General features: G+C 61.5%; 31 protein-coding genes and 1 tRNA gene. 13 read left to right on the top strand and 19 right to left on the bottom strand.

Going from position 1 to position 26,429, the window contains the following annotated elements:
• Position 1: 1 nt before the first annotated feature.
• Entirely contained in the window at positions 2–271 is a 270-nt protein-coding gene (locus tag ABIE40_RS09925; protein ID WP_112716371.1) for a hypothetical protein, read from the bottom strand.
• A 111-nt stretch (positions 272–382) separates the two neighbouring features.
• Between ABIE40_RS09925 and crcB the strand changes: the two genes are divergently transcribed.
• The 7 genes from crcB (at position 383) to ABIE40_RS09890 (ending at position 5,903) form a co-directional block, all read left to right on the top strand.
• A complete protein-coding gene (gene crcB / locus ABIE40_RS09920) occupies positions 383–760 on the top strand; it encodes a fluoride efflux transporter CrcB (protein ID WP_130278260.1) in 378 nt (125 codons plus the stop codon).
• Between the two features lie 90 nt (positions 761–850).
• Positions 851–1,843: an RluA family pseudouridine synthase gene (locus ABIE40_RS09915; RefSeq protein ID WP_112716367.1), complete on the top strand. Its 993-nt coding sequence runs from the start codon at positions 851–853 to the stop codon at positions 1,841–1,843.
• Positions 1,840–2,490, top strand: coding sequence for an HAD-IA family hydrolase (locus tag ABIE40_RS09910; protein WP_199629592.1), 651 nt, complete (start codon positions 1,840–1,842; stop codon positions 2,488–2,490). The genes ABIE40_RS09915 and ABIE40_RS09910 overlap by 4 nt, the downstream gene beginning before the upstream one ends.
• A 9-nt stretch (positions 2,491–2,499) precedes the next feature.
• A complete protein-coding gene (locus ABIE40_RS09905; protein WP_112716363.1) occupies positions 2,500–3,288 on the top strand; it encodes an ATP12 family chaperone protein in 789 nt (262 codons plus the stop codon).
• A 70-nt stretch (positions 3,289–3,358) separates the two neighbouring features.
• A complete protein-coding gene (locus tag ABIE40_RS09900; protein WP_199629593.1) occupies positions 3,359–3,814 on the top strand; it encodes a hypothetical protein in 456 nt (151 codons plus the stop codon).
• 33 nt (positions 3,815–3,847) lie between these two features.
• Positions 3,848–5,380: an acyl-CoA carboxylase subunit beta gene (locus tag ABIE40_RS09895; RefSeq protein ID WP_199629594.1), complete on the top strand. Its 1,533-nt coding sequence runs from the start codon at positions 3,848–3,850 to the stop codon at positions 5,378–5,380.
• A gap of 127 nt (positions 5,381–5,507) precedes the next feature.
• On the top strand, positions 5,508–5,903 hold the full coding sequence (locus tag ABIE40_RS09890; protein ID WP_112716357.1) for a DoxX family protein: 396 nt from the start codon (positions 5,508–5,510) through the stop codon (positions 5,901–5,903).
• Positions 5,904–5,942: 39 nt separating this feature from the next.
• On the opposite strand, the gene sugE is transcribed toward ABIE40_RS09890, so the two are convergent.
• The 11 genes from sugE to lipB all read right to left on the bottom strand — a co-directional run bounded on the left by sugE (position 5,943) and on the right by lipB (position 15,595).
• On the bottom strand, positions 5,943–6,257 hold the full coding sequence (gene sugE, locus ABIE40_RS09885) for a quaternary ammonium compound efflux SMR transporter SugE (protein WP_112716355.1): 315 nt from the start codon (positions 6,255–6,257) through the stop codon (positions 5,943–5,945).
• A gap of 155 nt (positions 6,258–6,412) precedes the next feature.
• Entirely contained in the window at positions 6,413–7,246 is an 834-nt protein-coding gene (fghA, locus tag ABIE40_RS09880) for an S-formylglutathione hydrolase (RefSeq protein ID WP_199629595.1), read from the bottom strand.
• A gap of 1 nt (position 7,247) precedes the next feature.
• Positions 7,248–7,715, bottom strand: a complete 468-nt coding sequence (locus ABIE40_RS09875) for a YaiI/YqxD family protein (protein WP_112716351.1) — start codon at positions 7,713–7,715, stop codon at positions 7,248–7,250.
• A 12-nt stretch (positions 7,716–7,727) separates the two neighbouring features.
• Positions 7,728–8,024: a type II toxin-antitoxin system RelE/ParE family toxin gene (locus tag ABIE40_RS09870; protein WP_199629596.1), complete on the bottom strand. Its 297-nt coding sequence runs from the start codon at positions 8,022–8,024 to the stop codon at positions 7,728–7,730.
• A gap of 4 nt (positions 8,025–8,028) precedes the next feature.
• Positions 8,029–8,283 (bottom strand): type II toxin-antitoxin system ParD family antitoxin, encoded by a 255-nt coding sequence (locus tag ABIE40_RS09865; RefSeq protein ID WP_199629661.1) that lies wholly within the window; start codon positions 8,281–8,283, stop codon positions 8,029–8,031.
• Positions 8,284–8,368: 85 nt separating this feature from the next.
• A complete protein-coding gene (locus tag ABIE40_RS09860) occupies positions 8,369–9,496 on the bottom strand; it encodes an S-(hydroxymethyl)glutathione dehydrogenase/class III alcohol dehydrogenase (RefSeq protein ID WP_112716349.1) in 1,128 nt (375 codons plus the stop codon).
• 122 nt (positions 9,497–9,618) lie between these two features.
• The gene (locus ABIE40_RS09855; protein ID WP_199629597.1) at positions 9,619–10,881 is read right to left on the bottom strand and encodes a zinc metalloprotease; all 1,263 of its coding nucleotides are present in this window, start codon (positions 10,879–10,881) and stop codon (positions 9,619–9,621) included.
• A gap of 111 nt (positions 10,882–10,992) precedes the next feature.
• Positions 10,993–13,002, bottom strand: a complete 2,010-nt coding sequence (locus ABIE40_RS09850; protein WP_199629598.1) for an acetyl-CoA carboxylase biotin carboxylase subunit — start codon at positions 13,000–13,002, stop codon at positions 10,993–10,995.
• Between the two features lie 102 nt (positions 13,003–13,104).
• Positions 13,105–13,797: a hypothetical protein gene (locus tag ABIE40_RS09845; RefSeq protein WP_199629599.1), complete on the bottom strand. Its 693-nt coding sequence runs from the start codon at positions 13,795–13,797 to the stop codon at positions 13,105–13,107.
• A gap of 98 nt (positions 13,798–13,895) precedes the next feature.
• Entirely contained in the window at positions 13,896–14,822 is a 927-nt protein-coding gene (locus tag ABIE40_RS09840) for a DMT family transporter (RefSeq protein WP_199629600.1), read from the bottom strand.
• 59 nt (positions 14,823–14,881) lie between these two features.
• Positions 14,882–15,595: a lipoyl(octanoyl) transferase LipB gene (lipB, locus tag ABIE40_RS09835; RefSeq protein WP_112716339.1), complete on the bottom strand. Its 714-nt coding sequence runs from the start codon at positions 15,593–15,595 to the stop codon at positions 14,882–14,884.
• A gap of 170 nt (positions 15,596–15,765) precedes the next feature.
• Between lipB and ABIE40_RS09830 the strand changes: the two genes are divergently transcribed.
• A tRNA-Leu gene (locus ABIE40_RS09830) sits at positions 15,766–15,850 on the top strand.
• A gap of 146 nt (positions 15,851–15,996) precedes the next feature.
• The gene (locus ABIE40_RS09825) at positions 15,997–16,641 is read left to right on the top strand and encodes a metallophosphoesterase family protein (protein WP_199629601.1); all 645 of its coding nucleotides are present in this window, start codon (positions 15,997–15,999) and stop codon (positions 16,639–16,641) included.
• A 53-nt stretch (positions 16,642–16,694) separates the two neighbouring features.
• Here the strand turns inward: ABIE40_RS09825 and ABIE40_RS09820 are convergent, their stop codons facing one another.
• From ABIE40_RS09820 to ABIE40_RS09810, 3 genes are all read right to left on the bottom strand, one after another.
• Entirely contained in the window at positions 16,695–17,060 is a 366-nt protein-coding gene (locus ABIE40_RS09820) for a hypothetical protein (RefSeq protein WP_112716335.1), read from the bottom strand.
• A 276-nt stretch (positions 17,061–17,336) separates the two neighbouring features.
• The gene (locus ABIE40_RS09815) at positions 17,337–17,834 is read right to left on the bottom strand and encodes a BON domain-containing protein (protein ID WP_199629602.1); all 498 of its coding nucleotides are present in this window, start codon (positions 17,832–17,834) and stop codon (positions 17,337–17,339) included.
• Positions 17,835–17,905: 71 nt separating this feature from the next.
• On the bottom strand, positions 17,906–18,400 hold the full coding sequence (locus ABIE40_RS09810) for a peptide deformylase (protein WP_199629603.1): 495 nt from the start codon (positions 18,398–18,400) through the stop codon (positions 17,906–17,908).
• Positions 18,401–18,642: 242 nt separating this feature from the next.
• Between ABIE40_RS09810 and mgtE the strand changes: the two genes are divergently transcribed.
• Entirely contained in the window at positions 18,643–20,058 is a 1,416-nt protein-coding gene (gene mgtE, locus ABIE40_RS09805) for a magnesium transporter (protein ID WP_199629604.1), read from the top strand.
• Between the two features lie 70 nt (positions 20,059–20,128).
• Positions 20,129–20,521, top strand: coding sequence for a MerR family transcriptional regulator (locus ABIE40_RS09800; protein WP_162708679.1), 393 nt, complete (start codon positions 20,129–20,131; stop codon positions 20,519–20,521).
• Positions 20,522–20,525: 4 nt separating this feature from the next.
• Here ABIE40_RS09800 and ABIE40_RS09795 read toward each other — a convergent pair whose 3' ends face one another.
• Together ABIE40_RS09795 and ABIE40_RS09790 are read right to left on the bottom strand one after the other, a co-directional pair.
• Positions 20,526–21,527, bottom strand: a complete 1,002-nt coding sequence (locus ABIE40_RS09795) for a heparan-alpha-glucosaminide N-acetyltransferase (protein ID WP_199629605.1) — start codon at positions 21,525–21,527, stop codon at positions 20,526–20,528.
• A complete protein-coding gene (locus ABIE40_RS09790; RefSeq protein WP_112716327.1) occupies positions 21,528–22,295 on the bottom strand; it encodes a DUF599 domain-containing protein in 768 nt (255 codons plus the stop codon).
• 236 nt (positions 22,296–22,531) lie between these two features.
• Here ABIE40_RS09790 and ABIE40_RS09785 point away from each other — a divergent pair, with 236 nt between their 5' ends.
• Positions 22,532–23,938, top strand: a complete 1,407-nt coding sequence (locus tag ABIE40_RS09785; RefSeq protein ID WP_199629606.1) for an L-serine ammonia-lyase — start codon at positions 22,532–22,534, stop codon at positions 23,936–23,938.
• 61 nt (positions 23,939–23,999) lie between these two features.
• Entirely contained in the window at positions 24,000–24,437 is a 438-nt protein-coding gene (locus tag ABIE40_RS09780) for a DUF1489 family protein (RefSeq protein WP_199629607.1), read from the top strand.
• A 4-nt stretch (positions 24,438–24,441) separates the two neighbouring features.
• Here ABIE40_RS09780 and ABIE40_RS09775 read toward each other — a convergent pair whose 3' ends face one another.
• Both ABIE40_RS09775 and ABIE40_RS09770 read right to left on the bottom strand, forming a co-directional pair.
• The gene (locus ABIE40_RS09775; RefSeq protein ID WP_112716323.1) at positions 24,442–24,720 is read right to left on the bottom strand and encodes a hypothetical protein; all 279 of its coding nucleotides are present in this window, start codon (positions 24,718–24,720) and stop codon (positions 24,442–24,444) included.
• A gap of 112 nt (positions 24,721–24,832) precedes the next feature.
• Complete coding sequence (locus ABIE40_RS09770) at positions 24,833–26,344, bottom strand: D-alanyl-D-alanine carboxypeptidase (RefSeq protein ID WP_199629608.1); 1,512 nt, start codon at positions 26,342–26,344, stop codon at positions 24,833–24,835.
• Positions 26,345–26,429: the final 85 nt, after the last annotated feature.

Genomic DNA, 26,429 nt, shown 5'->3' with positions numbered 1-26,429 from the left:
ATCAGACTTCCTCGTAAGACCTGAGCGCCTGCTGCAGGCCGGCCTGCGGCTGCTTATTGCCCTTGGTCATCAGGTCAAGGGCCACTTCGGTCGATTGAATGATGTTGGGCGAATCTTCGAGCTCGTCGGCGGCTGCCACGCCGCGCAGCTGGCGCTCGGCCATCCGGCGCGTTTCCTTGGCGGCCATGTTCGGCGGCACGCGCTGAGCGATCCTCAGCGACTCGAAAGCGGCGGCCGCGGTGCTCGCGGATATGGTTACGACCTGTGTCATCCGCTTCAGGATAGACAGTCCGCGTTCTTGCGCCGCTAAGGAAATCGCTCGCATTTTAGCGATGGGCCGGAAACTGTTGGAATCGGTCGGCTGCTGCGCTACACAACGCCCATGTTTCAAGCTCTTCTCGTTGCCGGCGGCGGTGCTGCCGGGTCTCTGCTGCGCTATTTCGTCGGTCAGTGGTCCCTCAGATTATGGGGGCCGAACTTTCCGTGGGGCACGCTGATCGTCAATATCGTCGGCTGCTTCATCATCGGCGTGTTTGCCGAGATGATCGCGCGCCGCTTCAATGCGTCGGCAGATCTCCGGCTGCTGCTGATCACCGGCTTTCTCGGCGGCTTCACGACGTTTTCGGCCTTTTCGCTCGATGCCATCTCGCTCTTCGAGCGCGGCGAGGCGGTGATGGGCGGCGTCTATATCGCTGCCAGCGTCGGTCTCTCGATGGCCGCCGTCATCGCTGGTCTCGCCCTGATGCGCGCTTTGCTCTGAAAGGCGGTTCCCGCGCGGGCAAAAATGCTCTAAAGCCAGCGGCAACCGCCGCGCCAGGCGCAGGCAATCATTTCCGGAAAGACAAGAACAATGGCCGGTATCGAACATATCACTGTTGAAGCCGACGAAGCGGGCATGCGCCTCGATCGCTGGTTCAAGATTCATTATCCGGGGCTCGGTTTCGGCCCCTTGCAGAAACTGCTGCGCTCCGGCCAGGTCCGTGTCGATGGCGGCCGGGTGAAGACCGATGCGCGCATCCAGCCGGGACAGGTCGTCCGCGTGCCGCCGCTTGACGTCGATGCAAAGAAGACCGGGCCGATAGCCTCTCATGACCTGAAGCACGGTGACGATTACGATCTCCTGCAGCGCATGGTGCTGCACGAAGACGACAAGGTGATCGTGCTCAACAAGCCTGCCGGGCTTGCCGTGCAGGGCGGATCGGGCGTCACCCGCAACATCGACAAGATGCTGGAAGCCTGGACCAACAAGAAGGGCGAGAAACCGCGGCTCGTCCATCGCCTCGACCGCGACACGTCGGGGGTTCTGGTCATCGCCCGGACCCGCGGCGCGGCGCAGAAGCTGACGGCCGCCTTCCGCGAGCGCGATACGAAGAAGACCTACTGGTCGCTGGTACGCGGCGTGCCGCGCAAGCATGAGGACAAGATTTCGACCTGGCTCGTGAAGGAAGCGACCGAGGACGGAGACCGCATGCGGATCGCCAAGCATGGCGAGGACGGCGCCGATCACGCCATTTCCTACTACCGCGTCCTTGAGACCGCCGCTCAGAACCTCGCCTGGCTTGAGATGGAGCCCTATACGGGACGTACACACCAGCTGCGCGTTCATGCGCTCCATATCGGACACCCGATCATCGGCGATCCCAAATATTTCATCGAGGATCCGAACTGGGCATTTCCGGGCGGCATCCAGAAGCGGCTGCATCTGCATGCCCGCAAGATCGATATTCCGCATCCGGACGGCGGCCGCCTGAAGGTGACCGCGCCGCTGCCGCCGCACATGGTTCAGACCTGGAACCTGCTCGGTCTCGATCTCGCCGGTGCCGAAAGGGACGACGAGGAATGAAACTGGCGCTTTTCGATTGCGACGGCACGCTCGTCGACAGCGCTGCGCTGATCCACGAGGTCATGGCGCGCACCTTCGTGGATTTCGGCTATCCGCGGCCGGATATCTCGGCAACCAAGTCGATCATCGGCCTGACGCTCGATATCGCCATTGCCCGGATGCAGGGCAAGCCGCATGTCGATGACGAGGCGGTGGCGATGACCGCGCATTACAAGAAGATCTATATGGACGTGCGCAGCGAGCCGGGCATGGACGTGCCGCTGTTCGACGGCATCAAGCCGGTGATTGCAGCGCTTGCCGCGCGTGACGACATCCTGATCGGCGCCGTCACCGGCAAGTCGCGGCGCGGCCTTGTGAACGTTCTCGAAACGCACGGCTTTGCGCCGGATTTCATCGTCTCGCGCACCGCCGACGACTGCCCGTCGAAGCCGCATCCGGCGATGGTCACCGAATGCTGTGACGAAACCGGCATGAATCCGGCCGATGCCATTGTCATCGGCGATGCGATTTACGATATGCAGATGGCAAAGGCGGCCGGCGCCAAGGCGATCGGCGTATCCTGGGGTTATGCAAGTGTTGAAGACCTTGTTGCCGCCGGGGCCGATGCCATCGTCCGCCATCCGAAAGACCTGCTCGAGCATTTTTGAGGTGACGCCATGCGCGACCTGTTGAACGACCTTTCCGAAGGTCTCAGCCATCCCGATCCGATCCGCCGCGCGCAGATCCAGATGAAGAAGCCGCTGCCGAAGCGCTTCTACAAGGATGTGACCGTTGCCGAACAGGAAGACGGCGGCTTCGCCATTCTGCTCGACGGCAAGGCGGTTCGCACGCCTGCCAAGCAGATCCTGGCCGTTCCCGCCAAGGCGCTTGGCGATCTGCTTGCGGCCGAATGGGATGCGCAGGCCGAGATGATCGATCCCTCGACCATGCCGGTGACCCGTCTGGTCAATACGGCGCTCGATGGTGTTGCCACCGATACGCAGGCGGTCATCGAGGATCTCTTGCGCTTTTCGTCCAGCGATCTTCTCTGCTACCGCGCCGACGGCCCGGAAATGCTGGTCAAGCGGCAGGCCGATCGCTGGGATCCGGTGCTGGACTGGGCGGCCGACGATCTTGGCGCGCGCTTCATCCTGATCGAGGGTGTCATGCACCACGAGCAGCCGCGCGACGCGATCGCCGCCTTCGGTGTCACGCTGCGCCGCCACGACGATGCACTGACGCTTGCCGCCTTGCATACGATCACGACGCTGACAGGTTCGGCCATCCTGGCGCTCGCTTTTGCCGAGCGGCACCTCACTATGGACGAAGTCTGGTCGCTGGCGCATCTCGATGAAGACTGGACGATCGAGCATTGGGGCAGCGACGAGGAAGCCGAGGCGCGCCGCGCCAAGCGCTTCGAAGACTTCAAGGCCGCCGCGGATGTTTTTTTGGCGCTAAGGGCCTGAAACATATTGCTTTGACAGCCAGAATGGCGAAATCTGCGACTCCTGACGGGGGATAGGTGCAGGTTTTGCAATGAAGTGGCTGCGGTTATGTTTTTGCCAATTGGCGGTGATTTGCGTGGCCTTGAGCGCCTGCAGCATGGGCTCGAAGGAGCCGCCTGCGCCGATCTATGACGTCCGCAGCGCGGTCGTTCTCGGCGGCGTCGGCGTTCCGCCGGCGGTATTGTCGGGGATCAGCGACCGCGTCAATGCGGCTATCAACGCCACGGTCCGCACCGACGTCTATCCGCGCGTCGTTCTGACGATCCGCATCGTTTCCGTCACCAAGGGGCAGGGGTTCGACAAGAACCGCAACGTGGCCAAGATCACGGCCGACGCGGCCTCGGTCGATGACGGCTCGGTCATCGGTGTCTCGGCCTTCGACGTTTCGAGCTTCGCCAACGATCCGGCTATGGCCGACCAGATTCTTGCAGAGGATATCTCAGCGCGCATCCGCTCGGCGTTCCAGCTGACGGCCGGGCGCGGCTGACGACGAGCCGCTCGCGCGGCGGGAGGAGATTTCATGAAGGAAATTCTCGAAGAGCTCGAGCGCCGGCGCGATGCGGCCCGGCTTGGCGGCGGCGAGGCGCGCATCGAAGCGCAGCACAAGCGCGGCAAGCTGACGGCGCGCGAGCGCATCGATCTCATCCTCGATGAGGATTCCTTCGAAGAATTCGACATGTTTGTCGAGCATCGTTCGACCGATTTCGGCATGGAGAAGAGCCGGATCGCCGGCGACGGCGTTGTCACCGGCTGGGGAACCGTCAATGGCCGCACGGTCTTCGTCTTTGCCAAGGACTTTACCGTCTTCGGCGGCTCGCTTTCGGAAGCGCATGCCGAGAAGATCATGAAGGTGCAGGATATGGCGCTGAAGAACCGCGCGCCCATCATCGGCATCTATGACGCCGGCGGCGCCCGCATCCAAGAAGGTGTCGCCGCGCTCGGCGGCTATGCCGAGGTGTTCCAGCGCAATGTACTCGCCTCGGGCGTCATCCCGCAGATTTCCGTCATCATGGGTCCTTGCGCCGGCGGTGACGTCTATTCGCCCGCCATGACCGATTTCATCTTCATGGTGCGCGACACGTCCTACATGTTCGTGACCGGCCCTGATGTCGTGAAGACCGTGACCAACGAGACCGTGACGGCGGAAGAGCTCGGCGGCGCCTCGGTGCATACGACGCGGTCGTCGATTGCCGATGGCGCTTATGACAACGATGTCGATACGCTGCTGCAGGTGCGCCGCCTCATCGATTTCCTGCCGCAGTCCAATACCTCGCCGATCCCCGAAATCGAATGTTACCAGCCGGTGACAGAGTCGGACGAGTCGCTGGATACGCTGGTTCCGGCCAATGCGAACAAGCCTTACGACATCAAGGAACTGATCCTGAAGGTCGCCGACGAGGGGGATTTCTTCGAGATCCAAGCGAGCTTTGGCAAGAACATCGTCTGCGGCTTCGGGCGCATAGAGGGCTCGACGGTGGGTTTCGTTGCCAATCAGCCGATGGTGCTTGCCGGGGTGCTCGACAGTGACGCCTCGCGCAAGGCGGCGCGCTTCGTACGTTTCTGCGACTGTTTCAACATTCCTCTCGTCACCTTCGTCGACGTGCCGGGGTTCCTGCCGGGAACGGCGCAGGAATATGGCGGGCTGATCAAACATGGCGCCAAGCTGCTGTTTGCCTATGCGGAAGCGACGGTGCCGAAGCTGACGGTGATTACCCGCAAGGCCTTCGGCGGCGCCTATGACGTGATGGCATCCAAGCATCTGCGCGGCGACCTGAACTATGCCTGGCCGACGGCGCAGATCGCCGTGATGGGCGCCAAGGGCGCCGTCGAGATCATCTTCCGCAAGGATATCGCCGATCCCGAGAAGATCGCGGCGCATACGAAAATGTACGAGGACCGGTTCCTGTCACCCTTCGTCGCCGCCGAGCGCGGCTATATCGACGAGGTGATCATGCCGCACTCGACGCGCCGCCGTCTGGCGCGGGGATTGAAGATGCTGCGCAACAAGGATCTCTCCAATCCCTGGAAGAAGCATGACAACATTCCGCTCTGACCGAATAAAACTGTGCTTTCCGGTGTTTAGGCACTGTCGAAGATGTGAACGCCAGCCGTGATTCCGTGATTTTTCTCGGCATCGCGGACAGGCTAACGCTCTTCCTGCCCCTAGAAGGAGAGTCTTTATGTCTGCTTTTGATCGTTTGAGCGCCTATCAGCCCTATGCACTGGCTGCGCTCAGAATTTTTGCCGCTCTGCTGTTCATCGAACACGGCACGATGAAACTTTTCGCCTTCCCGATCCCGCAGGGTGACGGTGGCTCGCTGCCGCCGCTGTTCCTCGTCGCCGCACTGCTGGAAGTTATCGGCGGCCTGCTTGTTCTCGTCGGCTTCCTGACGCGTCCGGTTGCTTTCCTGCTGTCCGGCGAAATGGCGATCGCCTATTTCATGGCGCATTTCCCGCGTGGCTTCTATCCGGCGGTCAATGGCGGCGGCGAAGCCATCCTGTTCTGCTTCATCTTCCTGTTCCTGGTCTTTGCCGGCGCCGGCGCGCTTTCGGTCGATAGCCGCAAGACGGTCTGAAATGAGAAATGCCGCGGTTTGATCCGCGGCATTTCCACTTTATGCGGTGAGTTTCAGTCCGGCGATGCCGGCAACGATCAGGCCGATACAGGCGAGGCGCGCAGCGTTTGCGGGATCACCGAGCAGCCAGATGCCGAGCAGCACCGTGCCGACGGTGCCGATACCGGTCCATATCGCGTAAGCCGTGCCGATCGGCAGCGTCTTTACCGCCAGCCCCAAGAGAACCACGCTGATCACCATCGAGACGACCGTCAGAACGGTCGGCATGGGGCGTGTGAAGCCATCGGTATATTTCAGACCGATCGCCCAACCACATTCGAAAAGACCCGCGAGAAACAGCAGGAACCAGGCCATCTTACTCTCCTTGTTAAGAGCGAGGCCGTCCCCGCGACTTTTGCGCCCGAAGGCTCGGGCGCCGCAGTCGTCTGCGTTGTCAGTCATATGCGACGCGGGGCGGCGAAGTTCAAGCTAGGATTTGGCATAGCTGCCATGCCACCCGTTTCCTGCTCTCAGCCGAGGCGTTCGGCGTGCCAGCGCAGGTGGTCGTCCATGAAGGTGGAGATGAAATAGTAGGAGTGATCGTAGCGCTCGTGCATGCGCAGCGTCAGCGCGATGTCCGTGCCCTTGATCGCATCCTCGAAAAGCCAGGGGCGCAGGCCGTTTTCGAGGAAGCCATCGGCCTTGCCCTGGTCGATCAGGAATTCCGGGAAACGTGCGCCGTCGCTTACCAGAGCGCAGGCATCATATTGCCGCCAGGCCTTACGGTCGGCGCCGAGATATTTTTCGAGGGCCGGGGCGGACCAGTCCGCGGTCGAGGGTTCGACGATCGGTGCGAAAGCCGAGCAGCTCTTGAAACGGCCGGGGTTCTTCAGCGCGATCGTCATGGCACCATGACCGCCCATCGAGTGGCCGAAGATGCCCTGACGGCTCATGTCGGCACGAAACTGTTCGGCGATCAGGGCAGGGAGCTCTTCGGTGATGTAGGTGTACATCTGGAAGTGCTCGGCCCAAGGCGCCTCGGTCGCATCGAGGTAAAAGCCGGCGCCCTTGCCCATCTGCCAGTTGGTCAGCTCATCGGCGACGTCGTTGCCGCGCGGGCTGGTGTCCGGGCAGACAATGATCATGCCGAGCTCGGCGGCGAGGCGGCGATATTCGCCCTTTTCCATGACGTTGGCATGGGTGCAGGTCAGGCCGGAGAGATACCAGAGTACCGGGCAGGATTCCTTGATCGCCTTCGGCGGCACGAAGACGGCAAAGGTCATCTCGCATTTGCAGGCCTCGGATTCGTGGCTGAATACGCCCTGCATGCCGCCAAATGCGGTCGCCTGCGAAATGATCTTCATGTCAGTCTCCAGTCTGTTCGGAAATGTTCTTGGCACGGCGGCAGAGCCGGTCGAAGGTTTCGAGGAAGCGCGAGCGATCCTTGGGGCCGAAAGCGGCGTTGTAGCCCTTGCTTTCGCCGGTCTCGCGCAGATGCGCGCCGAGATCCCGCATGGCGCTCGCCATGCCGATATTGGTGTCGTCGAAGACCCGGCCTGTGGGGCCGCACACCAATGCACCGGCAGCCACACAGCGCACGGCAAGCGGCACGTCTGCGGTGACGACGACATCGGCTATTGCCGCATGCTCGGCGATCCAGTTGTCGGCGGCATCGAAGGCGTTCGAGACGATGACGTTGCGCACCATCGGATCCCGCGACGGCCGCAGCCCGGAATTGGCGACGAAGGTCACCTCCATCCCGAGCCGCTCGGCCACTTTCAGGATCTCCGGCTTGACCGGACAGGCGTCTGCATCGACGTAGATTTGCGGCATGTTTCTTTGTTTCTATTCGTCGAAATAGCGGTGATAGTCGCGTGCGGCGTTGAGGATACGGATCAATTCAATGCCACTGCCGTCAGGGATCGGATCGTAGATGATGTAGCTGCGGTATGGGAACATCCGAAGCCTGGGATAGCGGCGGAACCGCTGAACACCAAGCAACGGGTTATTCGCCAGTATCTCGTAGCGCATCTCCAGTTCCAAAATGAAATCATCTGCCCGGGCTTCGCTGTCGCGGGCGATGAAGCGCCAGATATCGTAGAGATCCTCGACGAATTGTGGTCTGCGAAGGATAACCGCCACCTAGTCAGGTCCGCGCCCGGAATGATGCGAGAAGCGTACTTGCGGGCTCCATGGGTGCAGCCTCGCCGCTACGCAGGCCGAGCTCGACTTCATCTTCCAGAGCGCTGACAAACGCGGCAGCCTGGTTCTCACGATCTTCGAGCAGGCGCAGCCCAGTCGCCACGACGTCGTTCGCTCCCGCGAAGCGTCCCGTCCGCACCAGCTCATCGACAAGAGCCTGCTGCTCTGACGTAAGAGATATCGAGGACGATTGCGCCACACTGGCTCCCATCGGTTTGCTATTCCATCAATCTAGCAAGGCGAGGCCTGCATTTCCAGATCGATGGAAATGCAGGCCGCTCTGCTTAATATACCACCACGCCGCGGATGCTTTCACCCTTGTGCATCATGTCGAAGCCCTTGTTGATGTCTTCGAGGGGCATCGTGTGGGTGATCATCGGGTCGATCTGGATTTTGCCCTGCATGTACCAGTCGACGATCTTCGGGACGTCGGTGCGGCCGCGGGCGCCGCCGAAGGCCGTGCCCATCCAGTTGCGGCCGGTGACCAGCTGGAACGGACGGGTGGAGATTTCCTGGCCGGCGCCGGCAACGCCGATGATGACGGACTTGCCCCAGCCGCGATGCGAGGATTCAAGCGCCTGGCGCATCACCTTGGTGTTGCCGGTGCAGTCGAAGGTGTAGTCGGCGCCGCCGATCAGGTCGCCGTTGCGCTTCGTCAGGTTGACGAGGTAGGGCACGATATCGTCGCCGACATCCTTCGGATTGACGAAATGCGTCATGCCGAATTTCTCGCCCCACTCCTTGCGGTCGTTGTTGATGTCGACGCCGATGATCATGTCGGCGCCGGCAAGGCGCAGGCCCTGGAGAACATTGAGGCCAATGCCGCCGAGACCGAAGACGATCGCCGTCGAGCCGATTTCCACCTTGGCGGTGTTGATGACGGCGCCGATGCCTGTCGTCACGCCGCAGCCGATGTAGCAGATCTTGTCGAAGGGTGCGTCCGGATTGACCTTGGCGACGGCAATCTCGGGCAGAACCGTGAAATTGGCGAAGGTCGAGCAGCCCATGTAATGGTGGATCTTGTCCTTGCCGATCGAGAAGCGCGAGGTGCCGTCGGGCATCAGACCCTGGCCCTGCGTCGAGCGGATCGCCGTGCAGAGATTGGTCTTGCGCGACAGGCAGGAATAGCACTCGCGGCATTCAGGCGTGTAGAGCGGGATGACGTGGTCGCCCTTCTTCACCGAGGTGACGCCGGGGCCGACATCGACGACGATGCCAGCGCCTTCGTGGCCGAGAATGGCCGGAAACAGGCCTTCCGGATCGGCACCTGAGAGGGTGAAGTCGTCGGTATGGCAGATGCCCGTTGCCTTCACCTCGATCAGCACTTCGCCGGCTTTCGGCCCATCGAGCTGAACTGTCATGACTTCCAAAGGCTTGCCTGCCTGAACGGCGACTGCGGCACGAACGTCCATCGTCTGATCTCCCTATCTGATTTGCTGGGCGGACAATCGCACGGCGGCAGAGGGGCGCTCAAGCGAAAAGCTTGATCAAAAGACACTTTGTCCGGGATGCGGCAGCCAGTTTGCCGCCAACGTCAGAAAAGCTTTTCGCTCGCGAAAATAATGGCATAGCCGTGCATGGCGATCGCCGCGTAGAAGCCGAATGCAACGAGCATCCTTTCACCATCATTCATCTCATCAAGCTTCTGGCGCGGCTTGACCGAGCCGGAGCCGATCATGCTCATGAGGATAAAGACGGCCAGCCCGGCGATCAGCAGATTGTTCGACAGGCCGATCGCCCAGCCGACGCCGATAATGCAGGCGGTGACGGTGAAGCTTGCGATGATCAGCGAGTGCCGGGTGCGGAAGATCTGGCGCAGCACCTGACCGCCGTCGAAGCGGTGCATCGGCAGCAGGTTGAGGAGATTGAAGGCGCCGAGGATCAGCAGCAGGACGAGCAGCGGCCGGCCGACACTCGCCGGCACGACGCCGTGGCCGATACCCTGGATGGCAGCGATGATGATCGGCACGACGAATGTCGACATCCCAGCCCCCATCAGAGCGCAGGCTGCGACCTCGAAAAGGTTTTTGTAGGGGCGCCCGCCAATCGCGATGCCGCCGAGCAGCGGGATGAAGATCATCCGCACCGATCTGTGCCCGAAGGCGCGGTAGGCCGCCATGTGGCCGAGCTCGTGAAGGGCGATGACCATGGTCAGAAAGGTCGAGATCATCAGGCCGCCGGCGGTGAGCCCGAAGAACGGCCAGAGCAGCAGAGTGGAAAGCACGGCCAGGAAGGTTTGAACCAGAGGCCTTTCGAAATGGCCTTGCGGCCTCGACACGCCGGTTTCCAGCCATCCCTGCAGCGAGCGGATTTCGCGCTGGAGCACGAAATAGCGGAAGATGAGGAAGGCGAGGCCGCGATAGTGGTCGGTCTGACTGATCTCCAGCGCAGAGCCTTGCGGCGTGGACCTGATGATGCGGCTTTCGCTGTAATGCTGCCAGAAGGCCGGATCGAGCGTGCTGTCGTCGGCGATCCGCGACCGGAAGGCATGCGCGCCGCCGGCAGGAAGCGGATCGAGCGCCAGGACGCGGCGCAGCGGCTCGCCATTGCGGTCGAGATGGCTGTAGACCTGCTCGACGAAACCCGGCCGGTGGGCGATGGCCGCGCTGCTAATGACGGCGTGGTGCCAGTCGGCAGACTCGCCGGCGGGATTGATCGCCTTCCACAGTGTTTCGGGCGGACAGCGGAAGGTTCTCGTCACGCTGATCGTGCGCAGGCCGAGCGGAATGCGCATCAGAAGCCAGAGCAGACCGAGATTGATGAACAGCAGGATGGCCGCTGATTGAAGCGCCGACATAGAGGACTCCGGCCCCAGCCACAGGGCGAAAACGGCTCATCATAGCGCGAGCCACTTAACAAATGCCGTTGTCACCGATGGGTGAGCACCTCGCCGCTGTGCCGGAACGGGTCAGGCGAACTCCATGATGACCGCATCGACGGCGAGGCTTTCGCCCGGCTTTGCCTTCACTTTGCCGACGACGAGGTCGCGCTCGGCGCGCAGCACGTTTTCCATCTTCATGGCCTCGACAACGGCAAGCGTCTCGCCAGCCTTGACCTCCTGGCCCTCGGCAACCGCAATCGACACGACGAGACCGGGCATTGGGCAGAGCAGAAGTTTCGACGTATCCGGCGGGAGCTTGACCGGCATCAGGCGGTCGAGCTCGGCATGGCGCGGCGTGAAGACCTTGGCGCGAACGGAGAGACCTTGCCAGTTGATGCGCAGACCGTTCAGAACAGGCCGGATCTGGGCGATGACCTTGACGCCATCGATCGTGCCGGACCAGACGGGCTCGCCGGGTCTCCAATTGGTGACAACGTGCAGCTCGCGGCCATCGGCCTTCATTCCCATCTCGAAGGGGATGGTGACATGACCTTCGAGGAGGCTCGCAGCGACGTAATCGCCGCCGACCTTCACCACCCAGTCGCTGCGCAGATCGCCCGTCGCTGCACGGAGGCGGTCGCCATGGCGTTCGCGGCGGTTGGTCTCGATCAGCGAGGCCGAGAGGGCGATTGCGGCCAGCGCGGCCTTCTGCGACGCATCGGGCTCCACCGGTGCGAAGCCATCGGGATATTCCTCGGCAATGAAACCCGTCGAAAGCCGGCCTTCGCGCCAACGGGGATGTTTCATCAAGGCCGAGAGGAACGGAACATTGTGTTCGATCCCGTCGACCACGAAGGCATCGAGCGCCTCGGCCATCGCATCTACTGCGGTCAGCCGGTCCGGCGCCCAGGTGCAGAGCTTGGCGATCATCGGATCGTAATACATCGAGATCTCGGCGCCTTCATAAACGCCGGTATCGTTGCGGATGATGATATCGCCGTGCCTGCCTTCGGCAGGCGGGCGGTAACGGGTGAGGCGGCCGATCGACGGCAGGAAATTGCGGTAGGGGTCCTCGGCATAGAGGCGGCTTTCGATCGCCCAGCCGTTGAGCTTGATGTCCTTCTGCGCGAAGGGCAGCTTTTCGCCGGCCGCAACGCGGATCATCTGCTCGACGAGATCGATGCCGGTGACGAGTTCCGTCACCGGATGCTCGACCTGCAGGCGGGTGTTCATTTCCAGGAAATAGAAATTGCGGTCGCGATCGACGATGAACTCGACGGTGCCGGCGCTCTGATAGTCGACGGCCTTGGCAAGCGCGATGGACTGCTCGCCCATCGCCTTGCGGGTCTTTTCGTCGAGAAAGGGCGAGGGCGCCTCTTCGGCAACCTTCTGGTTGCGGCGCTGGATCGAGCATTCGCGCTCGCCGAGATAGACCGCATTGCCATGCCCGTCAGCAAGCACCTGGATTTCGATATGACGGGGATCGACGACATATTTCTCGATGAAGACGCGGTCGTCGCCGAAGGAGCTCTTGGCTTCAGAACGGGCGCGATCGAAGCCGTCGTGCACTTCCGCTTCGTTCCAGGCGATGCGCATGCCCTTGCCGCCACCGCCGGCCGAGGCCTTGATCATGACGGGATAGCCGATCTCGCCGGCGATCTTTTCCGCCTGTACAGCGTCCTCGATGACGCCGAGATAGCCCGGCACGGTCGAGACCTTGGCGGCGTTGGCGAATTTCTTCGATTCGATCTTGTCGCCCATGGCAAGGATCGCCTTGGGCTTCGGTCCGATAAAGACGATACCTTCCTTCTCTAGCGCCTCGCAGAAGGAGGCGCGTTCGGAGAGGAAGCCGTAGCCGGGGTGGACTGCCTCGGCGCCTGTTTCCTTGCAGGCGGCGATGATCTTTTCGGCGACGAGATAGCTTTCCGCAGCAGGCGCTGCACCGATATGAACGGCCTCATCGGCCATTTCGACATGCAGCGCGTCCCGATCCGCGTCGGAATAGACCGCGACGGTCAAAATACCCATGCGCCGCGCAGTCTTGATCACGCGGCAAGCGATTTCGCCGCGATTCGCGATCAGGATTTTCTTGAACATGAAGACTCCACCCGAGAAATGCGTCCTGAAGTTCTACGCAGAAACTTCAGGACGCACAATCGTACGAAAGCCTTGCAGCTATTCAGCTTTACGGCGCAGGGATCAGGCGACGGCCTGCTCGTCGTCGACGATCCTCAGCCAGCGGCTGGTGCGCGGCTGGTGATAATCGCGTAGCTCGAGCGCCCGCATGATTTCGGTCCATCGGGGATGGTTGGCGGCGGGAAGCGTTTCCGTCTCGATGCGGCGAAGGACGCCGTGGGTAACCGGCGAAACGGGGATGACGCCGCCTTCGCAGACATTGCGCAGCACGCGCATGACGTAATCGACGTCCTGGCGGGTGATTCCCTTGCGCTCGACGGCGCGCGTCAGCTTGTAGCCGCCGACATTGTCGGTGATCGCCAGGCGGAGCTGGTCGAGGGCGAAGGCGCGCAGCTCATCCGGTACATAGGACGAGATTTCCATGATGTGCAGCACCAGCTCCAGCTCGAGCGCCGAGTTCACGACGCCATCGGTCGCGAACATGCGCATGATCCAGGCGGCGTTGATCTCGTCGAGCGATCCCTGCGGATAGCTGTAATTGACGATGAAACCGGCGAGGCTTTCGACGAAGAAAGCGTTCCATTCCGGGCATTTTTCGGGGCAGGAATTGTTGAGTGCGAGCATGACGACAACGTCGTCGGCAGTCCGGACGCCGTCCGGGAAGCTATGCTTGCGCAGAAGGCCGATGTCGTCGGCGGCCAACCGGTGCTTTCCGGCGATCACGCATGCCGGGAAAGCGAGTCGGAATTCGCTCATTTTTTATCTCCAGAACCTCATCATGAGGCCGGAGACGCTTCTATCGCGCGCGGATTGAGGATCCCTCAATAACGACAGTTAACGAATTGCCGTTTCATTCAGGCCGAATTGACGGACTGCGACTGGAGCCGTTCGCGCCAGATGATGAAAAGCCCGGATGCGACGATGATGGCGATGCCTATCCACTTGGAAACAGTGGGGAAATCATTGAACAGCGCGTAGCCGAGAACCGTGGCCGAGATAATCTCGAAGTACTGAAATGGGGCAAGCAGCGAGAGCGGGGCCAGGCGAAAAGCCCGAACGACGAGCAAATGCGCATAGCCGGAGAGCGAACCGAGAATCAGCAGCAACACCAGACCGAGGAGAGACGAGGGCAGGGAGATCTCGAAATCCGCGATACCCGCGGCGTTTCCGCCGAAGAGCGCGACGGCCATGAACAGCGTTCCGCCGATTCCGGCCATGGTCTGCATGGTCAGCGGCGAATCGGCCTCGCCGATCGCGCGATTGAGGAACAGGTAGAGCGAATAGAGGAAAGCGCAGAAGACCGGCAGCAGCGCCTTGAGACCGAAGATTTCGTAGCTCGGCTGGATGACGATCATCGCGCCGCCGAAGCCGACAACGATCGCCGTCCAGCGCCGCGAGCCGACCTTGTCTCCGAGGAAGAGCGCCGACATCGCCGTCAGCATGAAGGGCTCGACGAAGTAGATGGCGAAGACATCGGCGAGCGGCATGTATTTGACGGCGACGAAGAACAGCAGGCTTGCCGCGCCATGGAGGACACCGCGCAGGAGGTTCATCCAGGGGCGCTTGGCGTGCAGCGCCTTCCAGCGGAAGAGCACGAACAGCAGCGGCAGCGTGCAGACCAGCTGGAAGAAGAATCGATAGAAGGTCACCTGGCCCGGCGACATCGATTCGAAGGTCGCCATATATTTGGCGATCGCATCCATGGCGGGAAGGACGATCATGGCACCGGCCATGATGGCCATGCCCTGGAGGGGATTCTGCTGGGATTGTGGCTGGGACATGCTCGGCTTCCGGAAACATGACCATCAACCACAGGACCGGCCCGCAGGCAAGGCGCGGCTCAAGCCTCGTTGACGGTCTCTCCGAAGACGGCTTCGAAGGATTCGCGCAGGCGCATGTCGACATCCGCCATCATCACCGGCAGGCCGAGATCGACGAGGCTGGTAACACCATAGGCAGAGATGCCGCAGGGGACGATGCCGCTGAAATGATCGAGGTCCGGCTCAACGTTCAAAGAGAGCCCATGGAAGGTGACCCAGCGGCGCAGGCGGATGCCGAGAGCGGCGATCTTGTCTTCGCTGACTGATCCATCCGGCAGCAGCGGTTTTTCGGGACGGCGCACCCAGACACCAACCCGGTCCTCGCGCCGTTCGCCGCGGACATTCATCGAATCGAGCGTGCGAATGACGACGTCTTCGAGGGCGGCAACGAAAGCGCGGACGTCCTGGCGGCGGCGCTTGAGGTCGAGCATCACATAGGCAACGCGCTGGCCGGGTCCGTGATAGGTGTATTCGCCGCCGCGGCCGGTGGCGAAGACAGGGAATCGATCGGGCTGCACCAGATCCTTGGCATCGGCGCTGGTGCCCGCCGTATAAAGCGGTGGATGTTCGACGAGCCAGACGAGCTCGTCGCCGCCATCGGCAATCGCCGCGACCTCGCGTTCCATTGTTTCCACAGCCTGCTCATAAGGCACCAGGCCATCGGCGATCCGCCAGCGGACAGGATTATTGCCCTCGCGAGGAAACATGGAGAATTGCAAATCGGTGCGCAGCATGGACTTTTCCCTTGCCGCACAGGGGAAGCGGCAGAGCGCTATATGGCCCCGTTTGATGCCCAATTCAAATGCTGTGATTTGTTTTGAAAAAAACTGTCATATCGCTCTTGTGCGCCCAAAATGCTTTTGCTACATGCTGCCTCGCCGACGCAAATCGGCCCTACCACGATGCGGTCGTGGCGGAATTGGTAGACGCGCAGCGTTGAGGTCGCTGTGGGGCAACCCGTGGAAGTTCGAGTCTTCTCGACCGCACCAAGAACCCGGCTTAGGCCGGGTTTTTTGTTTTTCTACAGTTCATTACGTTGTTTTCTTTATCTCGTATCTCAAGACCGTTCCGGCGGCCGGCTATCGATACGGCCGCTTCGTGCTCTAGCTTTCAAGGTAGATAAGGAGCCGCAGCATTGAGCCTGACCTTCGCAATCGGCGACATACATGGCTGCATCGATCCGATGATGCGGATGATCGAACGGGTGGAAGCTTACGCTCCGGCGGGCAAGATCGTGTTTCTCGGAGACTATGTCGATCGCGGTCCGGATAGCCGCTCCGTGATCGAGAGGCTGATCGCCGGACCGAGTTCACCGGACTGGCAGTGGATCACGCTGAAGGGCAATCACGAGGACATGCTGACCGGCGCCCATGACGGCCGGCATGCCGAATCGTGGTGGCTGGAGAATGGTGGGATGGAGACCTTGGAGTCTTATGGCGGCGCTCTGCCGCCCGAACATCTGCGCTGGATGGAATCGCGGCCCTTCATTCATACCGACCAGCACCGCATTTTCGTTCACGCCGGCGTGCGGGAAGGGCGCTATCTCGAGGAGCAGACGCCGCATGATCTGATGTGGATCCGCTTTGCGGATGGCGTCTCCGGCGAATATTGGGGCAAGCATCTGGTGCACGGCCACACTCCCTCGGCCTCCAATCCGCGTATTTGGGGCAACCGGACCAATGTCGACGGCGCCTGTGTGTTCGGCGGCAAGCTTGCTTGCGCGGTATTCGATGACGAAGTGCCAGGTGGGCCGGTCGAGTTTCTGACGGTGAGGCCTTAAACAAGAGAAGGGCCGCAGATGCGGCCCCGGCTCATTTTCAGATCAGCAGGTGGTCAGTGATCGCCCATGTCGCGGCAAGCGTCGGTGTGGGTTGCGCCACCGTCACCGGCCCTCGTCTGCGGACCCTTCAGCTCATCCGGCGTCTGGCAAGGCGGAAGATGCTCAGCCTGCAGTTTGGCTTCGAGCTTGTTGTAGTTGATCTTGCTCGGTGCCGGCATCTTCGACTGGTACCAGCCATCGCTGTCATTGGTGTAGTCGTTTGAATAGGCGGGCGCTGCATGCTGCGTGTAGTGCACTGCCTTCGGCGGGCTGATCAGGACCGGCTTGACATAGCTGTCATCATACATCGGAGCGGCGAAAACGGACGACGCCATGCTGATGGCGAAGAGGGAGGCGGTTGCGGCGAGCTTGATGCTCATGGTTATATCTCCTCAATCAGTTGTTGTAATCAGCAACGAAACGATAACCCTCGGCAACTACGAGTTCGCTCCCCAATTGGGGCGAAATTGTGGGAGGTTGCAGGCGGATTGGGTTACGAATTGTCCATGTAATTCACGAAACCGTGGGCTTTTCTCACCAATCCGTGACGAACGTTAGTGCGCTATCAAAAGCATTTTACCCGGCCTTTCGCAAAGCCGGGCGCCAGTATAAATACAACCCTTGGAATTATTAATAAGCGCTACAATTTTAGCCACCTAATCTTCATTCGGGATATGGGAGTCGACGCCTGTCGTCTCCAGGCGATTGCGGATGTGGCGCACACCATCGACCGAGAGGGCGCCGAGTTCGACCTTGCGCGCCATGCCGATCGTCTCGACCGAGCCTTCGAGCGTCACCGTGTGGCCGTCGACATGGATGTCGATGCTGTCGGGGTCGAGGCCTTCGATGTTTTCAAGATTTTCGAAGACGCGCACCTCGAGGTCGTCGCTGTCGTCACGATTGATGCTGTCGGCCCCTAGCGTGTCCCTGAGCCGGTTCTCGTTGCCGTCCTCGTCGGTCCCGTCGATGCGGAAGCCGCTGTTGCGGTCGCGGTCGAAATTGGCTGCGGTCTCTCCATAGGCGCCGTTTCCGGGCTTTCCATCCGATGCGCCGGAGGCGTCGGCATAGGGCCAGCCATCGTCGAGGTTACGTTCCTCGTAGTCGCGGTAGTCGTCTTCGCGCGAAAGCGTCTTCTTGTCGTCGGTCTTCGGCATGTCTTCCTCCTTGAAGGCTCATGCTCGAACAACGCCTGCAGACCGGAATGGTTCGGCGCCGGATTATGAAATTACCGGCCTGCCTTCTCCCATTTGCGGACCAGCCGGTCGCGCTTCAGCTTCGACAGGCGCTGGAGCCAGAAGATGCCATCGAGCTGGTCGATCTCGTGCTGGATGCAGATCGCGAGGAAACCGTCCGCATCCTCTTCCTTCATCTCGCCAGACAAGGTCTGATAGCGGAGCCTGATGGAGGCCGGCCGCTCCACGTCCTCGGTCGCGCCCGGCATCGAGACGCTTCCTTCCGTCTGGCGCACCAGCGTGGGCGACGAGGAGATGATCTCGGCGTTGACGTAGTTTCTGACGCCATCAGCCTTGCTGAGTTCGAGAACGAACAGGCGCTTGAAGACGCCGATATGAGCCGCCGTGATGCCGACGCCGGGGGCTGCCCACATCGTTTCAAGCAGGTCGCCGGCGAGCGTTTTCAGATCGTCGTCGAAGGCGGTCACGGGAGTGCAGACTGTCTTCAGGCCGGGATGCGGATAGCGGAGGATGGGGCGGATCGTCATGCGGGCTTAGGCTCCTGATCAATTGCCGGGAAACTATCCTCCGGCCCGCGCATTGTCATCTCCAGAGAGGGTTTTTGACGCTAGACGGGAGAGGGCGTTTCAGTTAGCAGGGGCTTGAGTTCCTGCCGCTGCCCGGGCGGGCGGGATTCGTTTATCCGCTTGTTGACAATACCTTTTCCGCCGCCATTCTCGAACGCGGCAGGAAAGCCGTAACTGTTATGAAATTGGATGCGAGGGCGCAGATGACGGCAAGCGAAGAAGACGAACGCATCCGCAAGCGTCCAGATGACGAAGACGCCGATATCTATGACGAGGATGGCAACGTCCGCAGCGATTTCCTGACGCTCGTCGGCGCCGCGATTGCCGATCGTGATACGATCTTCCTGCGCCAGAACGTGGCGCGCCTGCACGAATCGGAAATCGGCGACCTCTTGGAGGCGATCCAGCCGGAACAGCGTCTGGCGCTGGTGCGCCTGCTCGGTGACGACTTCGACATGACGGCGCTGACGGAGGTCGACGAGGCGATCCGCCGCGAGATCGTCGACCAGATGCCGAACGAGCAGATCGCAGCAGCGATCGGCGACCTCGATTCGGACGATGCCGTCTACATTCTGGAAGACCTCGACCAGGAAGACCGCGAAGAGATCCTGGCGCAGCTGCCGTTTACCGAGCGGGTTCGCCTGCGACGGGCGCTCGACTATCCCGAAAGCTCGGCCGGCCGCCGCATGCAGACGGAATTCGTCGCCGTGCCGCCGTTCTGGACCGTCGGGCAGACGATCGACTACATGCGCGAGGAGGAGGATCTACCTTACTCCTTCACGCAGATCTTCGTCATCGATCCGACCTTCAAGCTCTTGGGCGCCGTCGATCTCGACAAGATCCTGCGCACCAAGCGGCAGACGAAGATCGAACAGATCATGCGGGAGATGAATCATCCGATCCCCGCGGAGATGGACCAGGAAGAGGCGGCGCAGCTTTTCGAGCAGTACGACCTTCTCTCGGCCGCGGTCGTCGACGAGAACGAACGTCTGGTCGGCGTGCTGACCATCGATGACGTCGTCGACGTCATTCACGAAGAAGCCGATGAGGACATCAAGCGCCTCGGCGGTGTCGGTGACGAAGAACTGTCGGACAATGTCATCTCGACTGTGCGTTCGCGCTTTTTGTGGCTGCTCATCAATCTCGGCACGGCGATGCTGTCGGCGAGCGTCATCGGGCTGTTTGACGGATCGATCGAGAAGATGATTGCGCTCGCGGTGCTGATGCCAATCGTCGCCTCTATGGGCGGCAATGCCGGGACTCAGACGATGACGGTCACCGTGCGGGCGCTCGCGACCCGCGATCTCGATATCTACAATGCCGGGCGCATCATCCGCAGGGAGGCGAGCGTCGGCATCATGAACGGTGTCATCTTCGCCATGATCATGGGGGCGATTGCCGGAACCTGGTTTCACGACTACCAGCTCGGCATGGTGATCGGCGCGGCGATGATCATCAACCTGATCGCGGCAGCGCTTGCCGGCATCCTGCTGCCGCTGCTCCTGGACAAGGTCGGGGCCGATCCAGCCATCGCATCGTCGGTATTCGTGACGACCGTAACTGACTGTACGGGCTTCTTCGCGTTTCTGGGGATTGCCACCTGGTGGTTCGGGATTTAACCACGCCAACCCGCTCAAATTGACTATTACGTAAAAGTCAATATTATTGCCGGGAGAGAGTGGGAATCCGATGCCTGTGAACAAATACTATAGCATAACGGAGCTGACGCGCGAATTTGGTGTTTCGACGCGGACGCTTCGCTTCTACGAAGACGAAGGTTTGATCCATCCGGAACGCCGTGGCCGCACGCGCCTGTTCCGCCCGGCAGACCGCAGGCTCATTCAGGAAATCCTGCGCGGCAGGCGTATCGGTTTCACGATCGCCGAGATCCGCGAAATCATTACCGTCTACAAGGAGCCGCCGGGCGAGCTCGGGCAGCTGAAGCTGTTGATGAAGCGTGTCGACGAGAAGCGCGAGGACCTGCGCCAGAAGCGCAAGGATATCGACGACACGCTGACGGAACTCGACAATATCGAGGAAGCCTGCCTCGGCCGCCTGGCCGAAATCGGCGTCGGCACCTGAGGGATCACTGCTGCTCTGGCGGAAGCGCCTTGATGCTGCACTGATTGGCGATCGCCTGCACGCGGTCGTCATCAGCCTTGACGACACCCGTGTGGAAGGGCTCGAGCAGCTTCTGGTCCTGCATTTCGGTCAGCGTGCATTCGCAATAAATCTGGCATGACTTGGGATCCATGCCCTGGCACCAGCCGGGATTGCACTGGCGCATGTGGATCTCTGCGAGATCGGGCTTCGCTGGCGGCATGACGAAGGTTAGCCCATAAGCGATGGCAATCAGCACCGGTTGATGGATCAGATAGAAGGCAAGGCTGTGCTTGCCGGCGCGGGCAAGCAGCGAGCTGCCGGTGCCGATGGCTGCAAGCTTCTGCGGCAGGCTGGTGCGCAGTGCGATCAGCGACAGCGACAGGCCGGACATATAGGCGGCGGCCCAGGGGAATAGCGGCACATAGTCGTTTGAGCGCGGCGGCATGTCGGTCAGGCCGATCCACCAGAGCAGCGGATGATTGAAGGTCGCGGACCTGAGGATGCCTGGCGCGACGAAAGTGTCGGCGATCCAGGCGGCGACCAGTGCGACAGTGACAACGAGTGTCACCGGAAGCGGCAGGCGGACGAAGACGACGCCGATCAGCGTCATCGCCGCCATGCAGTGGAGAATGCCGAAAAAGATCCATTCACCGGGCATGGCGATGCGCGTTGCGACCGAGATCAGCAGCGCAGCACCAGCGATCATCGCGAAGCGCTTCCAGAACGGACGCCAGCGAATGCCACCCTGGCTCGACAGCGCCATGCTGATGCCGGCGATGAACAGGAAAGTCGTGGCGATGGCGCGGGCGTAGAGCTTCAGCCAGCCGGTCTCCGCGGTCCCGGGCGTCAGGTAGCCCATGAACTCCAGGTCCCAGCTGAAATGGTAGGTGGCCATGGCAATGAGCGCGGCGCCACGCACCGTGTCCAGCAGGCCAATACGCGGAGGACGCGCGACCACGCCGCTATCAGTCGCCAAAACAGTCATTCACAGTCCCCCGGACAAATCACCATCGCCATCAGGCTTGGGATCGCGGGGAATAGGAGAAAGGTGGAGATTTGATGGCGGGCCGCCATCCAGGATCGCCAAGCGTGCCTCAGAGAAGAACTGGCGGCGGGTGAGGACGAAGACGACGGTCGCTGTCGTTGCCATGAAAACATAAGGGTTCACGAACCAGCCGAGATAGCCGATCGACAGGAAGATTGCCCTCAGGCCTTCGTTAAAGTGGCTGCCGGCGATGATGTTCATGCGGATGACGCGTTCGGCGGCGCGCTCGGCGGCATAGATGTCGGCCTCCGTGTCGCGCATCATCGGGATCGAGCCGAACAGGATGGTGCAGTAATTGAAGAGCCGGTAGGACCAGCCGAACTTGAAGAAAGAATAGGCAAAGAGCGCGGCGAGGCCACCGACCTTGATCTCGAAGCTCGCATGGCTGCCGCCGAAGACATAGGGCAGATCGGCGAAGATGGCGCTGACCTTGTCCGTCGCTCCGAGAAGCGCGAAGCAGCTGCCGATCGCGAAGATAGAGGTAGAAGCGAAGAAGGCGGTGCCGTTCTGCAGGCCGGCCATGATCTGGGTATCGATCATCTTGAGGTCACGGCGCAGCGAATTGTAGATCCATTCGCGGCGGCGCTCACCCATCGCATGGGTCAAGCTGGTGCGGCCGAAGAAGGTGCGGCCGCGCAGCAGCCAGGAATAGCCGAGCCAGGAGACAGCGAAGAAGGCGAGCGAGATGTAGTCGGCGGTGGTAAGCATCGGTGATTCAGTCCCTGATCTGCGGCGCCACTCTACAGATGCTTCAGGGTGCTGCAATCGCCACTAGGGCTGCTTGGCGGCGATTTCCGCATGGACGGGCTTTCGCAAGCGGGCCGCAGGCATTAAATCCATGTGATCGGTGGTGTCGCGCCGGTCAAACGCGATGTCGGTCCGCCGCATGCGGCAGATCGTGACCGGGGTTAGTCTCGGCAGAATTTCATTATTGGGAAGCAGGCATGTTCCTTTCGGTATTCGATGTATTCAAGATCGGCGTCGGGCCTTCGAGTTCGCACACGATGGGGCCGATGTCGGCGGCCAACCGCTTCCTCGACCTCATCCTGTCGAACGAATGGCCGCGGCCTTCGTCGGGCGCGCAGGTTGCTTCGATCAAGGCCAGCCTGCACGGCTCGCTCGCCTATACCGGTATCGGACATGGAACGGGCAGGGCGGTTATCCTCGGCCTGATGGGCGAGGCGCCCGATAGCGTCGATCCCGACAAGATGGATGGCATCATCGACCAGGTGGAGCGCTCCGGCCGGATCACGCCGCCCGGCCATCCCGCCTATTTCTTCCTGCCGAAGAACGACCTGATCTTCGACAAGAAGCAGACGCTGCCGGGTCACGCCAACGGCATGATCTTCTCGGCCTTCGACAAGGACGACCGCCTGCTGCTGAAGCGGATCTACTATTCGGTCGGCGGCGGCTTCGTCGTCACCGATACCGAGCTCGAGCAGATGCGCGCGAAGAAGAAGGCGGTCGCCGGTGCCACCAAGGTTCCCTATCCCTTCGCGACGGCAGCGCAGATGCTCGAGATGGCTGATCGCTCCGGTCTCACCATCGCGCAGATGAAGCGTGCCAACGAAGAGAGCCAGCGCAGCCGCGAAGAGCTCGACGCCGGTCTCGACAAGATCTGGGAAGCGATGCGCTCCTGTATCGAGCGCGGGCTGAAGGTCGACGGTATCATGCCGGGTGGCCTGAAGGTTCGCCGCCGTGCGCGGCAGATCCATGACAAGCTGCAGGAGGAATGGCGCAGTAACCGGATCAATCCGCTGCTCGCCAACGACTGGCTGAGCGTCTATGCGATGGCCGTCAACGAAGAGAATGCCGCCGGTGGCCGCGTCGTGACCGCGCCGACCAATGGTGCGGCCGGCGTCATTCCGGCGACGATCCGCTACTACGAGCATTTCCATGACGACTGGGACCAGAACGGCATTCGCGACTATCTGCTGACGGCGGCCGCCGTCGGCGGCATCATCAAGCACAATGCCTCGATCTCCGGCGCCGAAGTCGGCTGTCAGGGCGAGGTGGGTTCGGCGGCTGCGATGGCGGCTGCGGGGCTTGCCGCGGTCATGGGGGCGACGCCCGCCCAGATCGAGAATGCTGCTGAAATCGCGCTAGAACACCACCTCGGCATGACCTGCGATCCAGTCGCCGGTCTCGTGCAGGTTCCCTGCATCGAGCGCAACGCGCTCGGCGCCGTCAAGGCGGTCACGGCGGCATCGCTGGCGATCAAAGGTGACGGCCAGCATTTCGTGCCGCTCGATGCCTGCATCGAGACGATGCGCCAGACCGGATACGACATGAGCGAGAAGTACAAGGAAACCTCCACCGGAGGTTTGGCCGTCAACGTCGTGGAATGCTGAGTTTGTGGACTTGCGGCCGGTAGCGCTTGACGCTGCCGGTCAAAAGGATTTCAACACCAGCATGGCATTGCATCTCATCAAATTATGCGTCGGCGCAGACTCGATCGAGGATCTGCGCGAATGGGTCGCCGAGCGTTCGCTCCGGGCGATCGCCGCGGGCCTAGAACCGCATTCCGTCCACACCACCCGCATGGTCCCGAAGCGCGTCGACGAGCTGCTCGACGGCGGCTCGCTCTATTGGGTGATCAAGGGTCAGGTTCAGGCGCGGCAGAAGCTGCTGAGGATCGAGACATTCACGGATGGCGAGGGGATCGGCCGCTGCCATCTCGTTCTCGGCCCGGAGGTCATCGAAACCGCCGTTCAGCCGAAGCGGGCCTTTCAGGGATGGCGCTACTACCCGGAAGAAGATATCCCGCGCGACATGATGAGCCTTGGCGCCGGTGTCGCAGAAATGCCCGCGGACTTGCGCCGCGAGCTTTCGGAGCTTGGATTGCTTTAAGCGGTCAGCGCAAGCGCAGCATCACGGGCGATTTGCCGCCCGGGCATGTCACATGCAGATGGATGCGGGCTTCCGGCTGCGAATAGCGCCAGGCGCGCGCGCCATGGCAGAGCAGCAGATTGATCAGATCCTTGGTCTTGGCAGACTTGGCGCGCGGCTTCTGCAGGCCGATTTCGGCGAGGCGCAGAGCTGCCTCATGAAGCGGATGCAGGCCGATGCGGGCAGGCTTTCCTGCTGCGCGTGCTTCGGGCGGAAAGCCCGGTACATTTCCATTGATCGCCATAATATTCCCCGTACGCACTAACAATCGAGGTCACGAATTTCGGCGGGAGCCGCATACACCGGCCCTGCCGTGAACGGTGCCGTCAGAAACAGAACTGCCGGCACCGGAGAGATCATTGGGCGGCTGCCCAGCACTTGACGCCTGCGCGCTTCAGCGCCTTGCAGGCATTGACCGCATCGCGCTGGTCGTCGAAACCACCGAAGCGAGCGCGGTAAATCTGTTCGCCGTCATTGGCATAGGCGACGGCGAAGGGCTTGGCCGAGCGCAGAGCCTTGCCGCCCTTGGTCTTGGCATTTTCCAGAAGGTCCATAGCGGCATCCTTGCTGGAGGAAACGCCGATCTGGACAACCCAGCCAGCCGGACCCTTCTCGGTGACGGCAGCAGGCGTTGCAGCGGCCTTGGCAGCGGGAACCGAAGCGGTCGTCAGCTGATCAACGGAATTCTCTTCAGGCTGTTCCGGCATATAGGCGGGAGCAGGCGTGGGAACCGCGACATTGCCCTTGATCGCGACGGTCTTGACCTTGGTTGGCTGCGGCATCTCTGCCGGCTGTGCTGCGACCAGCGGGTTCTCGGACTTGACGGCAGGCGTATCGGTGTAGGCGGTCTGCGCGGCGGCAACTTCGTAACGGACGGCCGGTGCCGGAGCGGTATGCGGCAGATCGATTTCGGATGCTGCTGCGACCGGGATCTCGGGAGCGCGGGTTGGAGCCGGCTCGGCGATCAGCTTGGAACCGCCTCGGGTTGAGGCCTTCGGCAGGTAGGCCGCGATAAGCTTGCGCATCTGGTTGTCGCGGGCAGGGGTCGAAGCACCACCCATGACAACGCCGACGATCGAGCGGCCTTCGTCCTGCACCGAGCTGACGAGATTGAAGCCAGCAGCGCGGGTATAGCCGGTCTTGATGCCATCGACGCCGCGGACAGAGCCAACGAGGCGGTTGTGGCTGCGGATGGTGCGCGTGCCGAACTTGAAGCTCTGCGTGGCGAAGTAGCCGTAATATTGCGGGAAGTGCTGGCGAAGCGCGATGCCGAGGCGGGCCTGATCACGGGCCGTCGTCATCTGCGCGGTATTCGGCAGGCCGTTGGCGTTGCGATAGGTGGTGCGCGTCATGCCGAGCGCATGAGCCTTTGCCGTCATCATCTGCGCGAAGCGGTCTTCGCTGCCGCCGCCAAGAAGCTCGCCGAGCGCGGTTGCCGCGTCATTGGCAGAGAGCGTCACGAGGCCGAGAATGCCCTGTTCAACGGTGATCGAACCGCCAGCGCGAACACCGAGCTTGGTCGGCGCCTGGGCCGATGCATGCGGGGAGAAGGGGACGCGGGTATCGAGTGCGATGCGGCCCTGTTCGAGCGCCTCGAAGGTCATGTACAGCGTCATCATCTTCGTCAGCGATGCCGGATACTGAAGGCGATCGGCGTTCTCGCTGTAGAGGACGTTGCCGGTCTTGGCGTCGACGACGATGCCGGCATATTTCGGATTGGCAGCCTCGGCTTCGGCAGTGACCGACTCGGCCAGGAAGGCCGCAGTGGCGATTGCGAGCGCCGTAATCATCTTCAGCAGAAAATGGCCGGACCGGGACGGAACAACGGAGGAGGCTGACCTTGACACTATTTCACTCTTCGCTTGCATTTCTGACAGTTTTGAACCGGATCGCGCGCCCCTCCGCGCCGACCGTTGTCTTCGGAAGTTACCGGGGCTGAGTTACCAATCCGTT

Source organism: Rhizobium sp. OAE497, assembly GCF_040546565.1.
GTDB lineage: Bacteria > Pseudomonadota > Alphaproteobacteria > Rhizobiales > Rhizobiaceae > Rhizobium.
This window is presented reverse-complemented; position numbering and strand designations above follow the sequence as displayed.

Coding starts and splice junctions, on each gene's coding strand:
- ABIE40_RS09890 (WP_112716357.1), top strand. CDS start 5,508: ATGTCTGCTTTTGATCGTTTGAGCGCCTATCAGCCCTATGCACTGGCT.
- ABIE40_RS09785 (WP_199629606.1), top strand. CDS start 22,532: ATGTTCCTTTCGGTATTCGATGTATTCAAGATCGGCGTCGGGCCTTCG.
- ABIE40_RS09845 (WP_199629599.1), bottom strand. CDS start 13,797: ATGAGCGAATTCCGACTCGCTTTCCCGGCATGCGTGATCGCCGGAAAG.
- ABIE40_RS09855 (WP_199629597.1), bottom strand. CDS start 10,881: ATGTCGGCGCTTCAATCAGCGGCCATCCTGCTGTTCATCAATCTCGGT.
- ABIE40_RS09800 (WP_162708679.1), top strand. CDS start 20,129: ATGCCTGTGAACAAATACTATAGCATAACGGAGCTGACGCGCGAATTT.
- ABIE40_RS09915 (WP_112716367.1), top strand. CDS start 851: ATGGCCGGTATCGAACATATCACTGTTGAAGCCGACGAAGCGGGCATG.
- ABIE40_RS09910 (WP_199629592.1), top strand. CDS start 1,840: ATGAAACTGGCGCTTTTCGATTGCGACGGCACGCTCGTCGACAGCGCT.
- ABIE40_RS09775 (WP_112716323.1), bottom strand. CDS start 24,720: ATGGCGATCAATGGAAATGTACCGGGCTTTCCGCCCGAAGCACGCGCA.
- fghA (WP_199629595.1), bottom strand. CDS start 7,246: ATGAAGATCATTTCGCAGGCGACCGCATTTGGCGGCATGCAGGGCGTA.
- mgtE (WP_199629604.1), top strand. CDS start 18,643: ATGACGGCAAGCGAAGAAGACGAACGCATCCGCAAGCGTCCAGATGAC.
- ABIE40_RS09895 (WP_199629594.1), top strand. CDS start 3,848: ATGAAGGAAATTCTCGAAGAGCTCGAGCGCCGGCGCGATGCGGCCCGG.
- lipB (WP_112716339.1), bottom strand. CDS start 15,595: ATGCTGCGCACCGATTTGCAATTCTCCATGTTTCCTCGCGAGGGCAAT.
- ABIE40_RS09840 (WP_199629600.1), bottom strand. CDS start 14,822: ATGTCCCAGCCACAATCCCAGCAGAATCCCCTCCAGGGCATGGCCATC.
- ABIE40_RS09900 (WP_199629593.1), top strand. CDS start 3,359: ATGAAGTGGCTGCGGTTATGTTTTTGCCAATTGGCGGTGATTTGCGTG.
- ABIE40_RS09780 (WP_199629607.1), top strand. CDS start 24,000: ATGGCATTGCATCTCATCAAATTATGCGTCGGCGCAGACTCGATCGAG.
- ABIE40_RS09810 (WP_199629603.1), bottom strand. CDS start 18,400: ATGACGATCCGCCCCATCCTCCGCTATCCGCATCCCGGCCTGAAGACA.
- ABIE40_RS09860 (WP_112716349.1), bottom strand. CDS start 9,496: ATGGACGTTCGTGCCGCAGTCGCCGTTCAGGCAGGCAAGCCTTTGGAA.
- ABIE40_RS09795 (WP_199629605.1), bottom strand. CDS start 21,527: ATGACTGTTTTGGCGACTGATAGCGGCGTGGTCGCGCGTCCTCCGCGT.
- ABIE40_RS09790 (WP_112716327.1), bottom strand. CDS start 22,295: ATGCTTACCACCGCCGACTACATCTCGCTCGCCTTCTTCGCTGTCTCC.
- ABIE40_RS09925 (WP_112716371.1), bottom strand. CDS start 271: ATGACACAGGTCGTAACCATATCCGCGAGCACCGCGGCCGCCGCTTTC.
- crcB (WP_130278260.1), top strand. CDS start 383: ATGTTTCAAGCTCTTCTCGTTGCCGGCGGCGGTGCTGCCGGGTCTCTG.
- ABIE40_RS09850 (WP_199629598.1), bottom strand. CDS start 13,002: ATGTTCAAGAAAATCCTGATCGCGAATCGCGGCGAAATCGCTTGCCGC.
- ABIE40_RS09905 (WP_112716363.1), top strand. CDS start 2,500: ATGCGCGACCTGTTGAACGACCTTTCCGAAGGTCTCAGCCATCCCGAT.
- ABIE40_RS09770 (WP_199629608.1), bottom strand. CDS start 26,344: ATGCAAGCGAAGAGTGAAATAGTGTCAAGGTCAGCCTCCTCCGTTGTT.
- ABIE40_RS09815 (WP_199629602.1), bottom strand. CDS start 17,834: ATGCCGAAGACCGACGACAAGAAGACGCTTTCGCGCGAAGACGACTAC.
- sugE (WP_112716355.1), bottom strand. CDS start 6,257: ATGGCCTGGTTCCTGCTGTTTCTCGCGGGTCTTTTCGAATGTGGTTGG.
- ABIE40_RS09820 (WP_112716335.1), bottom strand. CDS start 17,060: ATGAGCATCAAGCTCGCCGCAACCGCCTCCCTCTTCGCCATCAGCATG.
- ABIE40_RS09875 (WP_112716351.1), bottom strand. CDS start 7,715: ATGCCGCAAATCTACGTCGATGCAGACGCCTGTCCGGTCAAGCCGGAG.